General features: G+C 46.0%; 20 protein-coding genes. 12 read left to right on the plus strand and 8 right to left on the minus strand.

All coding sequences use genetic code 11. The annotated features are described in order from the left end of the window. Positions 1-139 precede the first annotated feature (139 nt). Positions 140-1,732 carry a bacteriohemerythrin gene (locus ACQEXR_RS15800; RefSeq protein WP_426951777.1) on the minus strand — a complete coding sequence of 531 codons (1,593 nt, stop codon included), beginning with the start codon at positions 1,730-1,732 and terminating at the stop codon, positions 140-142. A gap of 389 nt (positions 1,733-2,121) precedes the next feature. On the opposite strand from ACQEXR_RS15800, the gene ACQEXR_RS15805 reads away from it, so the two are divergent. From ACQEXR_RS15805 to phnE (ACQEXR_RS15835), 7 genes are all read left to right on the plus strand, one after another. Beyond that, the gene (locus ACQEXR_RS15805) at positions 2,122-4,068 is read left to right on the plus strand and encodes an ATP-binding protein (RefSeq protein WP_427020725.1); all 1,947 of its coding nucleotides are present in this window, start codon (positions 2,122-2,124) and stop codon (positions 4,066-4,068) included. After that, on the plus strand, positions 4,065-5,417 hold the full coding sequence (locus tag ACQEXR_RS15810) for a sigma-54-dependent transcriptional regulator (RefSeq protein ID WP_138971269.1): 1,353 nt from the start codon (positions 4,065-4,067) through the stop codon (positions 5,415-5,417). The genes ACQEXR_RS15805 and ACQEXR_RS15810 overlap by 4 nt, the downstream gene beginning before the upstream one ends. A gap of 215 nt (positions 5,418-5,632) precedes the next feature. Beyond that, positions 5,633-6,844 (plus strand): glycerophosphodiester phosphodiesterase family protein, encoded by a 1,212-nt coding sequence (locus ACQEXR_RS15815; RefSeq protein WP_427020708.1) that lies wholly within the window; start codon positions 5,633-5,635, stop codon positions 6,842-6,844. 238 nt (positions 6,845-7,082) lie between these two features. Next, positions 7,083-8,123 (plus strand): phosphate/phosphite/phosphonate ABC transporter substrate-binding protein, encoded by a 1,041-nt coding sequence (gene phnD, locus ACQEXR_RS15820; protein WP_269375362.1) that lies wholly within the window; start codon positions 7,083-7,085, stop codon positions 8,121-8,123. Positions 8,124-8,219: 96 nt separating this feature from the next. Next, on the plus strand, positions 8,220-8,990 hold the full coding sequence (phnC, locus tag ACQEXR_RS15825; protein ID WP_138971266.1) for a phosphonate ABC transporter ATP-binding protein: 771 nt from the start codon (positions 8,220-8,222) through the stop codon (positions 8,988-8,990). Further along, positions 8,978-9,784 (plus strand): phosphonate ABC transporter, permease protein PhnE, encoded by an 807-nt coding sequence (phnE, locus tag ACQEXR_RS15830; protein WP_138971265.1) that lies wholly within the window; start codon positions 8,978-8,980, stop codon positions 9,782-9,784. Before phnC ends, phnE (ACQEXR_RS15830) begins: the two co-directional genes overlap by 13 nt. Beyond that, a complete protein-coding gene (gene phnE, locus ACQEXR_RS15835; protein WP_138971264.1) occupies positions 9,784-10,587 on the plus strand; it encodes a phosphonate ABC transporter, permease protein PhnE in 804 nt (267 codons plus the stop codon). Before phnE (ACQEXR_RS15830) ends, phnE (ACQEXR_RS15835) begins: the two co-directional genes overlap by 1 nt. Before the next feature lie 65 nt (positions 10,588-10,652). On the opposite strand, the gene ACQEXR_RS15840 is transcribed toward phnE (ACQEXR_RS15835), so the two are convergent. Both ACQEXR_RS15840 and ACQEXR_RS15845 read right to left on the minus strand, forming a co-directional pair. Further along, complete coding sequence (locus tag ACQEXR_RS15840) at positions 10,653-12,182, minus strand: phospholipase D family protein (RefSeq protein ID WP_427020709.1); 1,530 nt, start codon at positions 12,180-12,182, stop codon at positions 10,653-10,655. A gap of 132 nt (positions 12,183-12,314) precedes the next feature. After that, positions 12,315-12,488, minus strand: coding sequence for a hypothetical protein (locus ACQEXR_RS15845; RefSeq protein ID WP_427020710.1), 174 nt, complete (start codon positions 12,486-12,488; stop codon positions 12,315-12,317). Positions 12,489-12,636: 148 nt separating this feature from the next. Between ACQEXR_RS15845 and ACQEXR_RS15850 the strand changes: the two genes are divergently transcribed. Next, entirely contained in the window at positions 12,637-12,831 is a 195-nt protein-coding gene (locus ACQEXR_RS15850; RefSeq protein ID WP_138971704.1) for a hypothetical protein, read from the plus strand. Between the two features lie 22 nt (positions 12,832-12,853). On the opposite strand, the gene ACQEXR_RS15855 is transcribed toward ACQEXR_RS15850, so the two are convergent. Further along, a complete protein-coding gene (locus tag ACQEXR_RS15855; RefSeq protein WP_427020711.1) occupies positions 12,854-13,636 on the minus strand; it encodes an HAD-IIB family hydrolase in 783 nt (260 codons plus the stop codon). Between the two features lie 429 nt (positions 13,637-14,065). Here ACQEXR_RS15855 and ACQEXR_RS15860 point away from each other — a divergent pair, with 429 nt between their 5' ends. Further along, the gene (locus tag ACQEXR_RS15860) at positions 14,066-14,530 is read left to right on the plus strand and encodes an ASCH domain-containing protein (RefSeq protein WP_426951742.1); all 465 of its coding nucleotides are present in this window, start codon (positions 14,066-14,068) and stop codon (positions 14,528-14,530) included. Between the two features lie 79 nt (positions 14,531-14,609). Next, complete coding sequence (locus tag ACQEXR_RS15865) at positions 14,610-15,125, plus strand: lipocalin family protein (protein WP_427020712.1); 516 nt, start codon at positions 14,610-14,612, stop codon at positions 15,123-15,125. Positions 15,126-15,192: 67 nt separating this feature from the next. Here the strand turns inward: ACQEXR_RS15865 and ACQEXR_RS15870 are convergent, their stop codons facing one another. The 3 genes from ACQEXR_RS15870 to ACQEXR_RS15880 form a co-directional block, all read right to left on the minus strand. Further along, a complete protein-coding gene (locus tag ACQEXR_RS15870) occupies positions 15,193-16,992 on the minus strand; it encodes an amidohydrolase (RefSeq protein ID WP_427020713.1) in 1,800 nt (599 codons plus the stop codon). A 260-nt stretch (positions 16,993-17,252) separates the two neighbouring features. Further along, positions 17,253-18,605, minus strand: a complete 1,353-nt coding sequence (gene yegD / locus ACQEXR_RS15875) for a molecular chaperone (protein ID WP_427020714.1) — start codon at positions 18,603-18,605, stop codon at positions 17,253-17,255. A gap of 130 nt (positions 18,606-18,735) precedes the next feature. Then, a complete protein-coding gene (locus ACQEXR_RS15880) occupies positions 18,736-19,653 on the minus strand; it encodes a LysR substrate-binding domain-containing protein (RefSeq protein WP_427020715.1) in 918 nt (305 codons plus the stop codon). Positions 19,654-19,774: 121 nt separating this feature from the next. Here ACQEXR_RS15880 and ACQEXR_RS15885 point away from each other — a divergent pair, with 121 nt between their 5' ends. Together ACQEXR_RS15885 and ACQEXR_RS15890 are read left to right on the plus strand one after the other, a co-directional pair. Further along, entirely contained in the window at positions 19,775-20,215 is a 441-nt protein-coding gene (locus tag ACQEXR_RS15885) for a carboxymuconolactone decarboxylase family protein (RefSeq protein WP_427020716.1), read from the plus strand. A gap of 80 nt (positions 20,216-20,295) precedes the next feature. After that, on the plus strand, positions 20,296-21,030 hold the full coding sequence (locus ACQEXR_RS15890; protein ID WP_427020717.1) for an RNA methyltransferase: 735 nt from the start codon (positions 20,296-20,298) through the stop codon (positions 21,028-21,030). Positions 21,031-21,074: 44 nt separating this feature from the next. Here ACQEXR_RS15890 and fdxA read toward each other — a convergent pair whose 3' ends face one another. Further along, on the minus strand, positions 21,075-21,398 hold the full coding sequence (fdxA, locus tag ACQEXR_RS15895) for a ferredoxin FdxA (RefSeq protein ID WP_006880303.1): 324 nt from the start codon (positions 21,396-21,398) through the stop codon (positions 21,075-21,077). Positions 21,399-21,562: the final 164 nt, after the last annotated feature.

The following is a 21,562-nucleotide window of genomic DNA, read 5'->3' on the forward strand; positions in this document are numbered from 1 at the left end:
ATCCGAGAGCAATAAAACCAAAGGCAAAGAAATACCCCAATAAAAAGAAAGCCAGTCAGCTTAACTGACTGGCATTAAGCTGAAAGGCTACCTTTTTATTTGTTGAAACAGGCTATTGCGCATATGAGCCGTGGGCGAGTCAGTTGAAATTGTTCTTTTTAAAGCTGTCCACGTAGGCTTTATCTTCACGCATAATGTGCTGGCTGAGCCAGTTCTTTAAGAAGCTCATCAGTTCATCACCAATGTCATCCCCACGTTCGACTCGCTTTTGGAAATCGAGCACTTGCGCAACCAGTTGGTTGTGCTTTTCGATGTGTTCTTTGGTTTGTGAGTAGTCGATTTGATCAAACAGTACCTCTTCGTATTTAAAATGATTGGCCGTGTAATCAATCAGACCTTGTACGACTCGTTTGATAGAACTTAACCCGTAGTTATGTTTTAGTAAGTGGTATAGCTCATTAATCAAATGCAGTAAGGCTTGATGCTGGCGGTTGATCTCTTCGAGACCAATGTCCAGCTGACTGCTCCATTCCATCAATTTATCTCGCTTAGCTTCCTCTGCGTCTATCTGTCGTTGGTCAGTCGCAAAACGGTGTAGCAGGGAGTCAATCTCACCAGATAGGTTTCTTACGGTAATGCTGGCGAGTAAGGTTTCCTGTGTCGCTCGGACGTTGTTGTCTGACTCGTTGGCAATAAGTTGCAAGCACTGCTCAAGATCTTGAGTTTTTTTCGTCTGTTCATCGGAAGAGTGCGCGATATGTTGTCCATATTCACGTACATCATCGATTTGTAGGTTGAGTTCTTTAAACGTGTGTTCTGCCGCAGATGCGATAGCCAGTGAGCGTTCCATGCTGGATTTGTTTTCCTTCATGGTCTGCAAAACATCGTCAGTTTTGGCTTGCAAGTTGTTAATTTTTTGTCTTATTTCTTCGGTTGCTTGTTGGGTTCTCATTGCTAAAGAACGCACTTCATCGGCAACCACGGCAAAGCCACGGCCCTGTTCACCTGCACGGGCACTTTCTATTGCGGCATTTAAGGCGAGTAGATTCGTTTGTTCAGCGATGCTACTGATGGTTTCCATTACCTGACTGATTTGTGCCGTTTCGTGCATCAGGGACTGAAAGTGTTCGTTTGAGTTGTCTATGTGCTGGTTGGCGTTATCGAGAGCTGTTTCCAAGGCAATCATATCTTTGGTGCCTTGATCCGCTTTTGTTTTTGCTTCATTAGCGAGTGACGCTGTTGACTCGCAATAGCTTGATACATTGTGTGTGATTTCAGAGAGCTGTTCGATGATCTGTCGGGCGGTATCGACATCACTCTTTTGACCAACAGCCCCTGCTTTAGAGATCCCAGAGTCTTTTTGCACGGTATCCGCGACGCTGACCAAACGAGCGGTTGACTTACGCAATGCGTGAACGGTGCGAGAGATGTCTTCACCTATCCGGTTAAAGGTGCGTAGGAGTGGCGCGGTGAGATCATCATCGCTAGCAACTCTAACGGTAAGATCCCCTTCTGAAAGATGGCGTGCTGCCTGACTGATTTGCTGCAACATGCCACCCATTGAACGGATAATGTTTAAAACAATGACATGGTAAAGCACCACTAGCAGTAACCAACCCCACTGCTGGAGAAAGAACAGATATCCAGCCAGCGGAAGAATCAAAAGGGTCATTGTGATAGACCACTGTACTGGGGTTAATTGGCTCAATTTGGATGCTAGCGATTTAAACATACCTTCGCCTCTTATAGATTACCGTTGATCACTCCATTAAATTTAGGCGAAAGATTGGGATTCCCCATACTAAATATGCAAATTATTTTAGTGTCACTAAGCAAGCGTAGTTAGAAGGTAAAGGTGGCTTAAATCGAAAGAGTGACCGAGTGGTTATCGCTCTGGATTGCACCCCTGTAGAGGGGGGACTGTGTCGAAACGCGCAGAAAAAAGCGTTTTCCAATTAGGAAAAACCTGATTGATAGAATTTCTCACTGCCTATTCCACAAATCTGGTAATCATTACTTTATTAATAAAATGTAGTGATGTTTTATATGGATTGTTAATTTGAGCGGCGGGCTCTAACGCTGACTCTAAACTTATGAAGTGGGAATAGCTCAGTGAATCAGATGGTTGATCGAGATCTTGACGTCTCTGTTGTCGAATTGGACACACCGCGATCACGTCGTGGCAGTTTCAAGTGGCGCGGTATCGAAGTGCGGCTTGGCCTCGCGTTAGCCATGCTATCGATGACGACTCTATTGCTGGCGCTGTTCAGTTCGACCACCTATGACAGGCTTGAGTTAGCGTTGGTTGACCTAAAAGAGAAAGAGATACCAGCTTTGGAGCAAGCGGCTCGGTTGAATGATATGGTGAGACTTGTGATCACCGACTCTTCGCAACTGGTGGCCGCGGACTCAAATCTTGAACGACGCAAAGCGATGCAACGTGTCGAAGAGAGCATCAATGAAATGGGGCGGGTACTGGCACATTTTCCTGAGTACTACGCTTACTTTAAAGATCTCATCATGCAAGTGAGCAACAGCCTTAGCCTACTGTATCAAAGTGGTGAAGAGTCTCGTGAACTCAATAAAGAGTTACGCCATTTGCTCGAAGGTTTTTATCCCTTGCTTCAACAGGTGAGTGAAGAACTCGATAGTCTTCCTCAACAGCAAAAATCCCGTCTTCAATACAGTCAGCTGAAAGCATTGTTGTTTTATCAGTTGGGTTTGGTAGAAAAACTTTATAACGATGGCAGCTTTAATGAGTTGGATTACACCACTTATCGGCTCGAGCAGTTGGGTCAAGATTGGTTTAGTCTGTGGTTGGCAAGTGGCTTAGCGAGTTCTTTACCTGCGCTGGATGAAAAACTATCGGTTATCTATACTCTCGCGTCTCGTTCAAGTCGTCTGGTTCAGCTAAAGAATCAGGCGCTAGAACATCATTATCAGCAAGAATTTTTACTGGAAAACAGTCGTAAGTATCTTCATCAGCTATCGGTTCAGATAGAACGAAATACCGCGAATGTGAATTTAGAGATTGATTCCTCTATCGCTCATGTCCAACGCTTGCTAGCCTCTAACCGTACCTTTTCTCTGGCTTTGTCACTGTTTAGCCTAATCGCTGCTGCGGGTATTTCTTGGTTCTACGTTCGTAAGAATATTTTGGAACGTTTGCTCAATTTGCGTGATGACATGTTCGCTATTTCAACCGGCCATTTGGATACAAAGATTGAGCTAAAAGGTCATGATGAAATTACCCAAATGGCGAAGTCCCTTCAGGTGTTTCAGGCGACAGCTAAAGTGGTGAAGAAAACCAATCAAAAGCTCGAAGCAGAAGTGGAAGAGCGCCGTGTGGCGGAAGAGAAACTACGAGTGACTCAAGATGAACTGATTCAGGCAGGAAAACTCGCCGCATTAGGCCAGTTAAGCGTGGGGATTACTCATGAGATCAATCAACCACTGACGGCCATAAGCAGCCATACTCGCAGCGCTCAGAAATGGTTAGAGCAGCAGAGAAGTGATAAAGCGACCCACAACCTCCAAAAAATCGAACAGCTCCTCGGTAAAGTGGCGGCGTTGACGCATCACCTCAAAGCTTTCTCTCGCAAAAGTGATGGAAAAATCTCATCGGTTGAAGTCATGCCGGTTGTCAATGATGCGATTGAACTGTTTACCAACCGTCAGGTACCGATAGTGCTCGATTGTGACCTTGCTTCTGATGAGATCGTACGGGCGAATCCGATTCGCTTAGAGCAGGTGTTGGTCAACCTGATCAGTAACGCCATTGATGCGGTAGAAAACAAATCAGAGCCACTGATCTTAGTATCGGTGGCACGCGTTGATAATAACGTGACCATAGCGGTCAAAGACAATGGTAAAGGCATTATCGAAGACGATATTCCGCATATTTTTGACCCATTTTATACCCGTAAAGAGGTTGGCAAGGGCCTAGGTTTAGGTCTGTCTATCGCCTTTAATATCATCAAGGATTTTGGTGGTTCGATACGGGTGCATTCTCAGCCTGAGTTTGGCAGTGAGTTTGTAGTACATCTTAAACAAGGCGAAAAAGCATGACGATGGATAAGCGTATCACCCTGATTGATGACGAGCTGGATGTTGTAGAAGCCGTGGGCGAAATGCTCGAACTTGAAGGTTTCACCGTCACTGGATTTACCGACCCTAAAAGTGGTCTGAAATCACTCTCGCCTGATAGTCGACAGGTGGTTCTGTGCGATGTTCGAATGCCTCAGTTAGATGGATTATCGATGTTAGAAGCGATTCAGAGTCGCTCGCCACATTGCGAAGTCATCCTAATGAGTGGTCATGGGGATATTCCGATGGCCATCGAAGCAATCAAACTCGGCGCGTTCGATTTTATTGAAAAACCACTCCAAAGTGATGAACTGATTGAAAAGCTCAACCTTGCCGCCACACATATTCACAATGCTCCCATAGCTCAAAACACCACGGCGGAGCAACCGATTGAAAACGTGATTATTGGTGTTTCTAGCCAGATGGAGATGATTAGGACGCAAGTTCTCGCATTGGCGCGTACGGGTGTCGATACCATTATCAACGGTGAAACTGGCACGGGGAAAGAGGTTATTGCACGAGCGCTTCACCGCTATTCAGCACGACGAGAAAAGCCCTTTGTTGCAATTAACTGTGGCGGGATGACCGAAAGCATCATAGAGAGCGAACTATTTGGTCATGAGGCGGGCTCGTTTACTAGCGCCAACAAAAAGCGGATTGGTAAAATCGAGCAGGCGCATGGTGGCACACTGTTTTTAGATGAAATTGAAAGCATGCCAATCTCAGTGCAAATTAAGTTATTGCGTGTCATTCAGGAGCGGGTGATTGAGCGGGTTGGCGGCAATACATTGATTCCGGTCGATATCACGATTGTGGCGGCAAGCAAGGCGGATTTGGCGGAGCTGAGTCAGCGTGGTGAGTTTAGAGCGGATCTGTTTTATCGACTCAATATTGCCAGTCTGAATCTCCCACCTCTTCGTCAGCGTAAGGAAGATATTCAGTCCTTGTTTCGTCATTTTGTCGTTCAGGCCAGTCAAAAATATAAGACTCGCGCATCGACACTTTACGCCGAACAAATCCAACAACTGTGTCGACATGATTGGCCAGGCAATGTGCGAGAGTTAAGAAATGTGGCTGACCGTTTTGTGCTTGGGATCGTTGGCGAAGGTTTTGATCTTCAAGCGCCTTCAACCTTGAGTAGTGATGGCTTTGCGTTTGAGCAGCAGATGGAACAGTACGAGCGTAACGTTCTTACCGAAGCGTTGATTGAAATGGCGGGCAACATCAACGAGGTGTCATTGCGCTTAAATCTGCCAAGAAAAACCCTTTATCGTAAGATGAAAAAACACCAACTGGACAAAGAGAGTTTTAAAGCAAGTCGCCAGATTTAGGGACAAGACATAATTGACCCATCATAGAAGCTTAATAAAAACGTTATACTTATCTGATTGAATTGCAAGCGAAAAGTTTTTGGCACGCTGCGTGCAAAATGGATGGTCGTTCTGGTTAGAAGTCAGGGAGTTAGTCGTATGTTACGACGGAGACTTTTCCCAGTCCGGAACTCCATAAATAACAAACAACTATTTGCTGCAAGGAGAATCAACAGATGAAGCAAATCTTAACCAGTAGTATCGCCCTATTGCTAGGTGTTAGCTCAATGGCGATGGCTGCAAACGAGCCAGCGCAGGTTGGGCCACGCCCGCTATACCTCGTCAGTGATATGGAAGAGGGACCTCTGAAAACTAAGTTGGAAAGCTGTCAGGCCGGCCCATTTTATCGTAGCGACTTCTCTATCGGCCACCGTGGAGCAGCAATGCAGTTTCCAGAGCACACCAAAGAGTCTTACTTGGCTGCGATCGCAATGGGTGCTGGGGTGTTAGAGTGTGATGTGACCTTTACCAAAGATAAACAGTTGGTCTGTCGTCACTCACAAAGTGATTTGCATACTACAACCGATGTACTTGCTCATCCTGAACTTGCTAAGAAGTGTACGGTACCATTCAAACCTGCTAATCCAGCCACTGGTGAAGATGCACAGGTAGAATGTCGTACGTCAGATTTCACGTTGGCGGAATTTAAGACTCTTAAAGGCAAAATGGATGGGGCGAATCCAAAAGCGACAACGGTTGAAGAGTACATGAACGGGACTCCAGGCTGGCGTACAGACCTCTATTCGCAAACAGGGACTTTGATGACCCACGCCGAGAGTGCTGCACTGTTTAAAAAATATGGTGTTAAGGTGACTCCTGAATTGAAGTCAGCTGCCGTGAAGATGCCTTTCCAAGGCTTTAGTCAGGAAATGTATGCTCAGAAGTTGATCGATGAGCTTAAACAAGCGGGCTTCTCTCCTGATGAAGCTTATGTTCAGTCATTCAATCTTGATGATGTTAAATACTGGATCAAAAATGAGGCTAAGTTTGGTAAGCAAGCTGTCTACCTTGATGACCGTATGTACGAAAAAGAGGGTTTTGCTGCTACGTTGGAAAACATGAAGGAGCTCTCTGATCAAGGTGTTCAAATTATTGCTCCGCCTTTGTATGCCTTGATTCAACTTGATGAGAATAACAATATTGTCCAGTCTGACTATGCCAAGCTAGCGAAGCAAGCGGATCTCGACATCATTGCTTGGACACTAGAGCGTTCAGGTCCATTGGCGCAAGGCGGTGGCTGGTACTATCAATCCGTCACAGACCAGATCAAGCGTGATGGCGATATGATGAAAGTACTCGATGTCTTAGCGAAGGACGTCGGTGTGCTTGGTGTATTTAGTGACTGGCCATCGACGGTGACCTATTACGCGAACTGTATGGATATCTAAGTTTTCGTTGCTATCTACCGTTAAAAAAAAGGGTCAAATGACCCTTTTTTTCGTTTCGATTTGGCTGGGACAGAAATGACCCAAACATCTTAAAATTAATTGGACACAAATGACCCAAACTAAAAATGGTTAAATTGAAGTTCTGTTAAGTTTTTGATATTTAAGGTTAAAATAGTTGGCACAACCCCTGCTATAGGAGAGGTGAACATCAACAATAACGTGAATGTAAGGTTCTAATATGAAAAACAGTGTAAAAGGATTGTTAATCGCTGGTTCTTTGCTGCTGCCATCAATGGCGATGGCAAGTGAGTGTACTTATCGTGGGGTACTGGATGATAGATACTGTGATGAAAATAAAGACTTAGTGGCTGACGCGCCCAAAGATGCGAGTGAGTGGATTGATCCAAGTACACTCGTATTTACCTACACTCCCGTTGAGGACCCTGCTCTGTACAAGGATGCATTTGCAGATTTTCAGGCGCACCTAAGCAAAATTACCGGTAAAAAAGTCATCTATTACACCGTTCACTCTAACTCAGCTCAGGTTGAGGCGATGCGTTCAGGTCGTCTTCATGTTGCTGGTTTCTCAACGGGTCCAACGGGCTACGCTGTTAACCTTGCGGGTTACGTACCGATCGCTGTTAAAGGTGATGAGTCAGGTTTCCAAGGTTACAACCTAATTACTATCGTCCGTAAAGACAGTGGCATCAATGAAATGGCGGATCTGAAAGGTAAGAAAGTCGCGCATACGTCAGCGTCTTCCAACTCTGGTAACCTTGCTCCGCGCGCTCTATTCCCAGCTCAAGGCCTCGTACCGGATCAAGATTACAAAGTGCTTTACTCTGGTAAGCATGACCAATCTATCCTAGGTGTTTACAACGGTGACTACGATGCTGCCCCAGTTGCTTCAGATGTGTATGACCGTATGGTTGCAGCTGGCCGTGTTGATGCCTCTGAGCTAAAAATTATCTACCGTAGCCCACGTTTCCCAACTTCTGCATTTGGCTACGCATACAACCTGAAACCAGAGCTTGTAGAGAAGATCAACGAAGCCTTCTTCAGCTACCGCTTTACCAAAGAGATGAGCGATGCGTTTAAAGGCGCTGACCGTTTCTCACCAATTACTTACCAAGAAGATTGGTCAGTTATCCGTGATATTGCCCACGCGACAGGTACCGCTTACACCAAAGCCGGTCTGAAAAAACTGGCTGAAAAAGATGCAGCTAAGCGAGCTAAGAAGAAAGCGGAAGAGTTAGCAAAGCAAGCTAAGACGCAATAATCCTTTAACAAACCCATCATTCTAAATAAATGTACGGTGTCCTCGTGTGTAGGGCACAGGGCACCGTATATCCATAAGAAAACAAGGAATAGTAGTATGGCCGTAGCGAGCTATGACGGAATAAAGATCAATAACCTTTTTCATCAATACGTGGCAGGCAAGCCAATCCTTAAAGGTATCGACATCAATATCGACCAACCGGGTATCATTGCCATCATCGGCCCGTCAGGTACAGGTAAGAGTACCTTGCTTCGTTGTATTAACCGCCTTAACGATCCAACCAGTGGCGAGATTCTGTTTGAAGGCGAGGATCTGACAAAACTGAGTGGGCAGGCACTACGTAAGCAGCGTCGTCATATCGGTATGGTTTTTCAGGAGTACAACCTAGTTGAGCGTTTGACTGTGATTGAGAACGTCTTGTGTGGTCGTCTTGGTTACATGTCTTCTTGGAACGCATGGCGTCGTAACTACTCGAAAGAAGATCTCAAAAAAGCCTTCGAATTATTAGAGTTTGTTGGCTTGCAAGATTTCGCCAATCAGCGTGCAGATAGCTTGTCTGGTGGTCAGCGTCAACGTGTTGGTATCGCCCGTGCCGTGATGCAAGACCCGTACATATTGCTGGCGGATGAGCCGACCTCCTCGCTTGACCCTAAAACCGCGGTAGAAATCATGGAACTAATGGAAACCTTCGCCCAGGAGAAGCAGATACCTGTGTTGGTCAATATTCATGATGTTAACCTCGCTAAACGTTTTGCGAAACGTATTATCGGTATGTGCAATGGTAAAGTGCATTATGACGGCCGCCCTGAAGGCATCAGCGAAGATGACCTAAAAATTATTTATGGAGGTGAGTCATGGCTGGATTAAGCTCATCGACCAAAACAGCGGTAGAGGCGATTGAAAATCCGTTTAAGGCATCGTGGGCGAGCCGCTTGGGTGTCGTAGCTGTGATTGGCTATCTTTTTTATAGTATCTCGACGCTCAATTTAACTTGGGATCGATTTATGGTCGGCTTAGGGGAAAGTGAGCGTTTACTTAGTCGCATGTTTCCGCCTGATTTCTCACGCTCAAATCTGCTCTTGAGTGGTTTGGCTGAGAGTTTACAAATCGCGATTATTTCGAGCTTTTTCGGCATCGTTATCTCATTGTTTCTTGGTCTGCTTGCGGCGCGAAACATGATGCCAAATATTGTCTCAACACCAGTTCGTGGCTTTATTGCTCTGTGTCGCTCTTTCCACCCGGTCATCATCGCCATCTTGTTTGTTAAGGCCGTCGGTTTTGGTGCACTGGCGGGTATTTTAACTCTGGTTTTTGCTTCGATTGGTTTTATTGCCAAGCTGTTTGCTGAGGCGATTGAGGAGATCTCGTTTAAGCAAGTTGAAGCGATTCGAGCGACAGGCGCAAGTTTTATGAGTGTCATTCTGTTCGCGGTTATGCCACAGGTATTCACTCGCTTTATCGGTTTTGCCAGCTATCAGTTGGACTCAAACCTACGTAACTCGACCATGGTCGGTATTGTTGGCGCTGGTGGCTTGGGTGGCACGCTTTTCTCTGCATTCCAGCGTTTTGATTATGACTTTGTTGCTGCGATTCTTATCACTATTATCGCGCTAATCCTTGTCGGTGAGTTCTTATCTAATGTTGTAAGGAGAATCTTCTAATGACGACCGCTTCTATTGATAGAGAATGGCAACGTTTCACCTTTAGTGAGCGTATCGCAAGATTTGCTGCTTACCTCTGCTTTGTTTCTGCAATCGTATGGTCATGGCAGACGGTTGAAGTGATACCAGAATTCTTGTACGACGCGCCTGCTCAGTTTGCCGATATGTTTAGTCGTATGGTTCCGATGGACTACGGCTTCTATCCTGAAACGATTCATGATGCGATGGTTGAAACGCTGCATATCGCCACGTTAGGGACGCTATTTACGTTAGTTCTGGCGATTCCATTAGCCTTGCTTAATGCGCCAAATATCACCCCAAATAAGACGCTTAACTGGATTGCTCAGTTCTTCTTGGTTTCATCTCGCTCGGTGAACTCATTGGTTTGGGCATTGCTGTTTATTGCCCTGTTTGGTCCAGGTGTGCTGGCTGGAATCATGGCGATTGCGGTTCGTAGCGTAGGCTTTGTTGGTAAACTGTTGGCGGAAGCGATCGCAGAAGTCAACATGGGCACCATTGAAGCGCTGAAAGCAACCGGTGCGTCATGGGGAAGCATCTTGTTCAAAGGTTATTGGCCTCAGGTTATGCCAGCATTCTTCTCAATCGTACTGTTTCGTTGGGATATCAACGTCCGTGAATCGGCGGTTCTGGGATTGGTAGGTGCAGGTGGTATTGGCGTGGTGCTAAATGATGCGCAGAATCTGTTTGAATGGCAGAAAGTATCGATGATTCTGGTGAGCATTTTTGCGGTCGTTGTACTGGCTGAAGCGCTAGTTGTCCACGTACGTAAGAAACTGATTTAAACAACAACATCAAATGGCTAGGTGTTGTATTCAAAAGGCAGGGAGTACCTGCCTTTTCTTTTAAGCTACAAATACTTCTCTATGGGCAGTAGTTGGAGAAAGTAAGACTCAAATCGCTGCCATCGCCCTGTCTCTGGCTCATGATCATAGATTTGAGAACCGGAAGACCACATCACGTCACCGTTTTGTAATTCTAATCTCCAGCTATTCTCCTGATCCATCGCCTGCAAAATGTTGTCAGCAAGACGCTGTGCGACATCAAGGTCTTCTATCACCAGCAGTGACTCAGTATTTAGGTAAGTCGATCTAAGGTTAAAGTTAAACGAGCCAACCGTGGCAACACGATCGTCAAACACCGCAGATTTTGAGTGAAGGCCATAACCGATGGCAGGCGCACACTTGTTGGCATCTTTGGTTGAAATCTCACACACCTCAGCGTTGGGCTTCAACTCATACAGTTTAATGCCGTGTTCGAGCATATCTTCGCGTCGACCAGCGTAACCAGAATGGTTAGTGATCAGATCATTAGACGCCATAGAATTGGTTAAGGCTTTAATCTCGACACCACCACGAGTCAGTACTTGCATCGCTTCTAGCTGTTGATCGTCAAAGATCAGGTATGCGGATTCGAGAACGATCTTCTGCTTAGATTGCTGGGCGAGTGCCGAGAGATATTGCGCCGTTGTTTTGGGTTGGTTAGTGTTACTGACGTCATCGGGAACTGGCTGATCAGCAATATAACTGGCTTCAACCCAATCCATACTGGCCATGATGTTGCCTAAGAAAGTGAGCGCGTTAGATTGCCCTTGTGGCAAAGCAGGGTAGTTGGTGTAGTGTGGTACGGCAATATCATCGATCAGACTCAGATCGGCGATTGCTTCGTTATTGAGTAGATCCACTGGGTAAGACCAGCGACTGTTCCAATATTGATTGAAGCTGGTTTCAATGTCACCAACTACAGTACCCATTACCATCGCGTCACGATCACGGAAGTTGATATCGTTGGCAAGGTCGAAATATTCATCCCCAATGTTGCGACCACCAATAATAGATACAGCCCCATCGACGGTAAACGACTTGTTGTGCATGCGTCTATTCAAACGGGAAAAATCGCCCAGTACGTTGAGCCACTTTGTGACCCCTCGGCGCGTAGGGATGGGGTTAAAGACACGAATCTCGATATTGGGATGAGCATTAAGCGCACTGAGAAGTGCTTCACGTTCGTTGAGGTTGATATCATCGAGCATCACCCTGACTCTAACACCACGGTTTGCTGCCGCGACAACTCGACTGGCGAGATACTTCCCAGAGCGATCCGAGTTCCAGATGTAGTATTGAATATCGATGCTGTGCTGTGCACTCTCGATAAGAGCAAGTCGTTGACTCAAGGCTTGCCAACCACTCTCTTGCAACGTCACTGCGCTGGTTTTCGTTGCTTGGTTAGTGGCATATGCTTCGCTTAACAGGGATAACTGACTGCTACTAGGTGTTGATGTCACTTGTGGTTGATGCTCTATCTGCTCTGGAAGAGTGCCACAACCGGCGAGCAACGTGGTAAGAACTAAGCTGGTGGTTATCCGCTTAAGGGGTAGCATTAATGATTCCTTGATAGGGTTGAGATATCTCTGATTATTAACGATAGTGTACTTGGCTGCTACTACAATACACAGTTAATGATGAGTTAAGCCCTAAGCCGTTGGAGCTTGTAGTGCCTAGACACCCAATCGCTACTTGTTGGTGGTTGTATTAGAGATGAGTTCGCACTCAGCCTCACTCTGTTCTCTATTTTTTTCTACCGCTTCTCTCTCGTGCATCGCTTTGATGAGCTCTAAGTCAAGTTTAGCGAAGTAGATATCCTCTTCTGCTTTGCCTCGTAAGCGGAGTTTCTCTGTGAAGTCCATGGTGTGATACTCCTTGCTCTGATTTGATACTAAAAGTATAGCCAAGCACCAGCATCAGCGACGTGAGTGGTTCACACTTTATTATTAACAAAGTAATCAATTAAGAGCTAGTATTAATGAAGTGCTCGCGTGAGTAGTGGAGGTAAACATGAAGTTTCTTGTTCAATTCGATGAAGAAGGGATGTACCAGAACAACGCTTGGGATATTCCGGTACCGTATGTGAAAGGGGAAGTTCGCGCGCTTAACCCGTTACTTGCTATGGTTCTTATCGAACGAAATCAGGCGCACCTGTATACCAATCTCAAAGACCAACGACTGACTATTTCGGACGAGAAACACTAACTAGATCTGGACGCCAGAGGTGCTACCGTACTTTTAGTTCAAGCAACTGTTGAGCAAATTCGGCAAATCCAAAGCCACCAGGTTTCGTCATTACCCTTGAAGGTTTATGGCTTAGCTTATCCCAATAATGTTCTATATTCTTTACCCCGACCGTGAGTGGGAGCGTTTCAAACATCTGCTGATCGTTGAGTGAATCACCGACGTAGCAGCATGTATTTAAAATATCCAGTTCAGATAGCCCGTGTTTCTTTAAGAAGTGAAACGCAGAATTGCGCTTTGAATGCTCACCATACCAAGCGTTGATGTGGATTGAACTGGCTGTCGCGTGAGCGCCTAAACGATGAATTTTGGCGACGATCTCTTCTACAATCCGACTGTCTAGCGGTTGCCTATTCTGGCCAATATCAATGGCCACTTCGCATAAACGGTAGGCTTGATCCAGCGTAAGGTTTACGTCGGGGTAGTCAACAAGGATCTGTTCCACCTGAGCTTTAAGTTCTGCTTGTCGTTGTCGCATGGTGCCAAGCGGTACTGAACTGGACAGAGAAACCCCTTTTCTGCCTTTTGCCAACGTAAATGCACCGTTTTCCCCCAAGACAGCATCGACAGGCCAAAGTTGTGCGATATGGTCACACCATCCAGCGCAGGCGCCAGTCACTGCCACGACCTTGATTCCCTTTTGTTGAAGAGACTGGAGTGCAATGAGCGTTTCAGGTGGCAGTTTGCCTTGCCAGGTAAGCGTGTCGTCGACGTCTGTCAGTACCCATTCGACTGACTTCCATTCCGTTGAAAGAGCGTTATCCATTAAAGTTCTTATTTTAGTTGAGCAATCGCACCAGTGTATCGATTCTCAACCGCGAAATCAGTGAGGTAGACGGGGCTGTGGGGAAAAGTTTGGCCACGCAGTAATAATCCTCGTTTAGCTTATTGACTATCAACAATATGGCTATGCATCGAGTTCAGCATGCATTAGAGTCAAACACACTCGTTATCAGGACACACACAGCAGCGTTATCAGGACACACACCAAGAACAGAGTTTAGAAATGAATTGTTAAAGCGTGTGTCCCTCCAATTATTAAAGCGTGTGTCCCTCCAATTTTCCAATTTCAGTTGTCGCGCTATAAGAACAACGAATCGGTTTGAACTAGCTCTGATGTTTAAGGCACAATAGCCAGTGAAAGACGTCGTTTCTTTATATACAAGGTTTTGTTTTTATTGGAGTATCGAAAATCATGGATGAAAGAAGTCAGGCCTATCTGGATCAGTATTTAAACTCATTGCCTGCAGAGCTTGCTGCACAGCACACCTCATTTAGTTCAGATTACTATTGTAATGATGAGTATAACGCCAACCTATGCGCTGATCTGATCCTTCGCGGTGAGAAACGTGCGTCATGCAGCATGGAGTATTGGTATCGTCACCAAGGCGAGCCGATGCCTCAGGTCGGCCATCTTCAAGTTGTGACTGACTGGCATGGAAATCCAGTTTGCATCGTTGAGATCAGTTCAGTGAGTACCGCTAAGTATTGTGATGTCAGCGCTGAGTTTGCTGCAGAAGAGGGGGAAGGAGATAAGTCTCTTCAATGGTGGCGAGAAGCACACTGGGACTTTTTTAGTAAAGAGTGTGCAGAACTGGGCATTGAACCGACCCAAGAGATGATGTTGGTGTTAGAACGCTTCAAAGTTGTTTATAAATAATCATTGTCGTTGGCAAATGAGCTATTATGAAAAATCATCGTATCAACAGTCACTTATTGGTTTTTTAACGGAGTAAACCATGAAGCACTTATTACTGTGCATCGCTCTACTGTCACTCGCGGGCTGTTTGGGTATGCCTCAAAACGTTCAACCTGTTAGCGATTTTAAGCTCGATAGTTACCTAGGCAAATGGTACGAAGTGGCTCGTTTAGATCATTCGTTCGAGCGTGGTTTAAGCGATGTGACTGCCGAATATGTCATGCGCCCTGACGGTGGCGTATCGGTCATCAACCGTGGCTATTCTGCTGAGAACAAAGAGTGGAAGCAGGCTGAAGGAAAGGCCTACTTCGTCAATAGCGAGAATGAGGGCTATCTGAAAGTCTCGTTTTTTGGCCCTTTTTATGGCTCATACGTGGTGTTTGAATTAGAAAAACAGAATTACGACTACGCATTTGTATCAGGTCCAAATACCGATTATCTGTGGTTATTGTCGCGCAAGCCAGACGTCAGCCCTGATGTCAAAGCAAAGTTTGAGCGATTGGCTCAGCAGAATGGGTTCAACGTGTCAGATCTTATTTACGTCGAGCACAAGTAAAACTCACAGTGTTTAAAAGATAGGAAGCCCAAGTGGCTTCCTATCTGTCGGTGACAAAGCGAGCGCATCAATGCGAATGATGCAATAGCCCTGCTGAAATCATCGTAGCGGTGGCGATTTCCTGACATCGCTTGGTGTTTACACAGCTACCCGAAGCGACGTTTTGAGCACTTGAATAGACCGTTTGACCTTCTTTTATCGTTTCCAACACTTTGATATCAGCCAGTGTTTCAGGTTTTGCTGTTAGTGGATTCTCAGACAAAATAACTAGGTCAGCGAGTTTACCTACTTCTAGTGATCCTTTATTTTTCTCTTCTTTGTATTGAATCGCTGCCCACAAGGTTTGCGATTTCAATCCGTCTAGTGCCGAGACACGTTGTTTTGGCCCCAACACATGACCAGTACGACTGACACGATTAACGGTTGCGGAATAGACTCGCATGGAATTAGGCAGAGCTACAGGCGAATCATGGTGCGAGGTATAGATCATTCCCAAGTCTTGCGCCCAACCTGTAGGGGAGATGTTCTCTGCACGTCCTTTGCCCAAAACAGAGTTCATGTGCCAATCACCCCAATAGAAGGTATGCATTGGAAAAAACGAAGGAAATACGCCCAATTGTTTAAATCGCTCAACCTGATCTTTACGAGCAGTCTGAGCATGTATCGCGACAAAGCCTCTGTCTGCGATACCATGGATTTTTTCACTTGCTTCAATTCCGTTAAGTAACTGGTCAATCGCGGCATCACCGTTGACGTGGGTCAACAACTGCCATCCATTGCGTTGCGCCAACTCAATGAATTCGGCAGCTTTTTCATCACTCATGCTTGGATAACCTTTGTAGCCTTTCTCTTGACCAACTGGTGGAATGAGATAGGGTTTTGTTAGCCACGCGGTTTTGCCCTGAGGAGAACCATCGAGGTTTAGCTTAGCGCCTGCCACTCGGAATCCATTAGAATATTCGCTTGAGTAATACGGTGGAGCAATGGCTTCTTTAGCTACTTGAATATCAGGATACGCGGCCACATCGATCGGGAGTTTTCCTTGTTGAGCTAAGTCATACATGGTTTTCACGGCAGACGTCGAAGCACGCCCTTCTTGTGCGGTGGTGTAACCAAAACTCGCGTATAACTCCATACCCGCTTTAAAAATAACTTCATTTTCTTTTGCGTTGAGTTTGGCCATTAGCGGCAGTAAGGTGCCAAAGAAAGCGGTCTCCTCTAGTACCCCATTAGGTGTTTTTCCGTCGCTCTCTCTGCGAATTTTCCCCCCATCTGGGTCGGTACTTTCTGCTGTTAGGCCTGCGAGTTGCAATGCTTTGCTGTTCAAGGTTGCTAAGTGCCCGGACTGATGAATAATCAGTATCGGTAGCTCTTTAGACACCACATCCAACTCCTGACGAGTAGGATGCCTTTGTTCTTTTAGCTGTGAGTCATCATAGCCAAAGCCTAGAATGATTCCATGTTTGCTGTTTTCAGGCTTTGCAACCCAAGAGCTTAGTGCTTTTTGTAAGGATGAGATGTCACTTACGTTGCCGTCTGGAGCGGCAAGTAAGTTGGCAGACAACGCTTGAACCCCAGTGTTAAAAACATGTCCATGACCATCGATAAAGCCAGGTATCATGGCTTTTCCATCTAAATCAACAATATTGGTATGATCATCTCGCAACGCCATCAGTTCTGATTTTTTACCAACCGCTAAGATGCGACCATTTTTAATCGCGATAGCTTCAGTGGTTAGGTTGGAGTCGTTAACGGTAATGATATCGCCGCCAACATAAATAGTATCTGCGAATGGCTTTGTTGGACTAGACGCCACTGCCGTACCACTGACAGAGAGTAGTGCTAGCACTAAAGGTGAAATTCTCATGATGTTTTCCTCTAAGGAACTGCGATGTAAGAAATGATAATCGACAAAAAGTGTAGATTAATCAGATAGGTTTTTCGCATTTCAATTTGGAAAATTTCGTTCAAGTGCAAAAAGCGAGACAAAAATAATGAATTTTATGTAGGAATTTGAAACCTTTTGCTAAACAGAGGTGATGTTGTCCATTTACGAGTCAGCTCAAAGCGTTGAATAATTACGATTTACAATGTAAATCGCCTCAAGCTTTCGCTTGAGGCGATTTGTTATTTAAAGCAGACTTCTGCCCAGCGCGCGAGCCCAGCGGTCACCGAGCCAAAGTAGTTGCCACTGACAACCTGAATGTTAGGCAGGGTTTGTTGAACAGCGTTACGCAAAATAGGAGAGCGAGCGGAACCGCCAGTCATAAAGATAGCATCAGGCGTGACGCCACCTTGTTCAACGGCTTCTTTGACCAGTTCTGCCATCTTCTGTTTTGGTGACTCGATCGCATTGGTCATGTCCTCAAAACTGATATCCACTTCCAACTGTTCTGATAACAGCTGCATTGTTGCGCGATAGTGAGGATGATCAGAAAGCGCAATTTTGGCTTCCTCCGCCTGACGTACCAAATGATAACCTAGGGTTTCATTGAACACTTCGATCAGGCGTAATAGCTTTTCGGGTTCTTGAGCATCTTTATGCAGCTGTTTTAACGTCGCTAGGTTTGAACGGGAGTAGAAGTCCGCCTGTGCGTCTACGCTGTTGATCGCTATCGGGTTCCAGAACTGAATGGTCGGCATCACGATGTCAGAGGTCGTTTTACTGCCTAAACCAAAAGGAGTCATCAGCTGTTTAAACGCCAGTGCGATATCTAAGTCGTTTCCGCCTACACGTTGACCGCTATGCGCCAGCAGGCTTTGAGTACGGTCAGACTGTCCGCGCCAGTTTGGTCCCATCTCGATCAAGGAACAGTCGGTCGTACCACCACCAATATCAACCACTAATATGGTTTTGTTTTCAGTGAGTGATGCTTCATATTCTAGGCCAGCGGCGACGGGTTCAAACTGAAATTCGATGTTCTTAAAACCTGCACGAGTCGCTGCTTTGCGTAGGATCTCTTCGGCCTGACGGTTAGCTGCTTCGCTATCACGACCGTGGAAGTTCACTGGGCGACCAATGACTGTGTCAGTAATGATTTGTCCGGCGTCTTGCTCTGCATTGCGTTTGATGTTGTCCATCATGGCGCACACCAGATCCTCGAAAAAACTGACTTGTACATCGCGCAGCCCCGATGTGCCAAGGAAAGATTTTGGTGATTTTACATAGTAGCTTTCGCTTGGGTCTTGCAGGTAGTGATCAAGTGCAGCCTGACCAAAGGCCACTTCTTCTGCGACAAACTCAACTCCGTCTTCGCGGTTTAAGTTAATTGCACGGCGAAGCACTTGTTCGCCAATAGCATCAAGTGGTTTGATATCGCGGAACTTAAACAGATATTCTGCAACTGCCTCACGAGTCGGTGCCGATAAGGTAGAAGGAATGTAAACGCTGTCCCCTTCCAGTTTGAGTAGCTTTGGTTCACCTTGCTCAATTTTCGCTACCGAGCAGTTTGCCGTTCCATAGTCAAAGCCAATAAACATTCGAACCTCCTACCATTGAAAAAAGGTCGGCAATGTTACCGCAATGGTGTAGTGAATGCTATTGGCGGTTTTGTTAAAACTCAGGTTAAGTCATCTTTGCTGAGTTGAACACTGAGCCACGAGAGTGCTGCTATGTCGATGCTTGCAGAGTATAAATCTGATCGAGGTTATTGAGGATAAAATCGATAAAGGCACGAATATGAGGTTTCGGGTACTGGGTTGTCTTATACAGAGCGTAGATCTCTCCACTTCGGTTCTCCCCATATGAAGCATGCCACTCTGGTAATAGGTGTACCAGTCTGCCTTGTTGCAGATAGGGTTTGACCATCCAGTCAGAGAGCAGTAATACGCCAGTGCCTTGTAGTGCACCCCATAGAACAGGGGAGCCCCCTCTTGAACTTAGGTTGCCTGTGACCATCACCTGTTTTTTTAACTTACCGCACTGGAAGTGCCAGTGACTTCGTTGGCGTTTTTGGCTGATGAGTAAGCAGTTGTGGTCGGTCAGGTCTTCGGGGGCGGTGATCTCGGGATGGTTATTGAGGTAGTCGGGGGAAGCGACCAGCAGGGTTTGATTGGTCATCAGTTTGCGAGCTCGTAAACGGCTGTCTTTAGGTGAGCCGATGCGGATGGCTATATCGATATTTTCGCTGTTGAGATCAACGACCTTATTATCCAGTTCAAGCTCGACTTTGACTTTTGGGTATTGCTGCAAAAACTTCGGAATCAAAGGGGCTAGGAAGATATTGCCGAAACTCTCAAAGGCGGAGATGCGTAATAGCCCTTCCGGTTGACGATGGGTTTTCTTCATCTCTTCAACCAGAGTGTTAGCGTTGTCGAGCAGTGGCAGCGCCTGTTGGTGAAAGTACTGGCCTTCTTCGGTGAGCAGTAGTTGTCGCGTACTGCGCCTGAACAGTGTGGTTTTGAGTTGGGCTTCGAGGTTGTCTATGTTTCTCGCCACCGATGAAGGTGCCATGTTCAACACGCTGCTGGCCTGAGAAAAACTGCCTGACTCGACCACTTGATTAAAGATTCGGATTAGGTCTAACACTGTCTTACCTCGCCTTTGCGTTTTGTGCAAAACTGAATCGATTAGGTTAGGTATTCTGCATAAATATAGATTGAATCACAATGGCGGTGAATTTTCGAACAATCACCTAAAGGAACAGACTATGACTACACGAATCAATATTGCTCAAGTGGAACCCAAAGCGTTAACGGCGATGTTAAGCGTAGAGGGTTATGTAGCTGAAGCCCGCTTGTCGACGTCGCTTAAGAAGCTTATAAAGCTGCGTGCCTCGATGATTAACCAGTGCGCTTACTGTATTGAAATGCATGTGACCGAAGCGGAGAAGCTGGGTATTGATGCTAAAAAGCTGTTTGCTCTGTCGGCATGGAAGGAGTCGCCGCTGTTTGACGCTGAAGAGAGAGCGGTACTGGCACTGACTGATGAAATGACACTGATTGCGAAAGGCGGAGTGTCTGATGAGGTTTACCAAGTCGCGCGTGAATATCTTGGTGAGGAGTTGTTGGCGCAGGCGATGATGCAAGTGATCATGATCAATGCCTGGAACCGTTTTGCGGTGGCAACAAAAATGACCCATGAGCAGTAAGCAGGTGGCAGGTTAAATCGCTTTCATCTATAATCCTTGCGCTTTTATCCGGGACACCCCAATTTCACTCTGGAAAGATTATGATTTCGAAAAACCAACTTAAATTACTTCGAGCTTTAGGCCAAAAGAAACAGCGCAAGGCGCATGGTCTGTTTTTGGTTCAGGGTGAAAAGAATGTCCTTGAGTTGGTCAACAGCACTCTGTCGGTGAAGTATGTGTTTGCTACCAGTGAATTTTTAGCGCAGCACAGCCAAGAGTTAAGTGGTTTCGAGTGTATAGAAGCTTCGCTCGATGACCTGACTAAAGCGAGTACGCTGGTGAGTAACAATGCGGCGATTGCTGTGGTTGAGATCCCAAGTGTAGAAGTGCCAAAGGCGCAAGGGTTGATGATTGCTTTGGATGGTGTTTCGGATCCGGGTAATCTGGGCACCATTATTCGCGTTGCTGACTGGTATGGCATTAAGCACATTATTGCCAGTACGGATTGTGCTGATCCTTATAATCCAAAAACGATCAGCGCGACCATGGGTAGCTTTGGTCGTGTGACAGTTAGCCAGTTAGACTTGCCTGAGTATCTGGAACAAGCGAAATTGCCTGTTTATGGTGCGTTTTTAGAGGGTGAGAGCGTGCATAAAACTGAGTTTGCTGCGCAAGGTATTTTATTGATGGGCAGTGAGTCTCACGGCATTCGCGAGCAAGCGGCAAAATACGTCACTGATAAGATTACTATTCCCGCTTTCGGTGGTGCCGAATCATTGAATGTGGCAATGGCGACGGGAATTATTCTCGATAACCTGCGTCGTCAGCACAGCTAAGACGCAGCGTATCAAGTCGCGAGAGAGGAGTGAATCGCTCGCTTCTATTTTTCCAGCATGTCTAGTTTGTTAGGCACGCCATTCCATTTTTCTGCTTCGTCCATGGCTGGTTTGACTTCCGTTTGAACTGGCCACAATTCTGCCAATTCCGCATTTAACTGAATGTAGATGGTTTGATCATCTGGCACTTCGTCTTCTTGAAAGATCGCGTGTGCATCACATTCGTCAACACATAGACCACAATCGATACATTCAATCGGGTTGATCACCATAAAGTTTGGCCCTTCATGGAAGGCATCAGCAGGGCATACCGCAACACAGTCAGTATATTTACATTGGATACAGTTATCCGTTACCACAAACGCCATGACGATCCGCTCTTTAGTTAGTCAAAATTGAAGAATGGGGATAATACTCATCCCAAGGCAAAATTCAACATTCTATGCAGTGAATCTTCGTGTAAATGAGTTCACCAAACTGATTTTAGTATGACAGACAAATCAATTTCTCGTAAAATGCGCGCCATTGTGAG

It is taken from the genome of Vibrio sp. TRT 2004, assembly GCF_050113735.1.
In the GTDB taxonomy this organism is placed as follows: domain Bacteria; phylum Pseudomonadota; class Gammaproteobacteria; order Enterobacterales; family Vibrionaceae; genus Vibrio.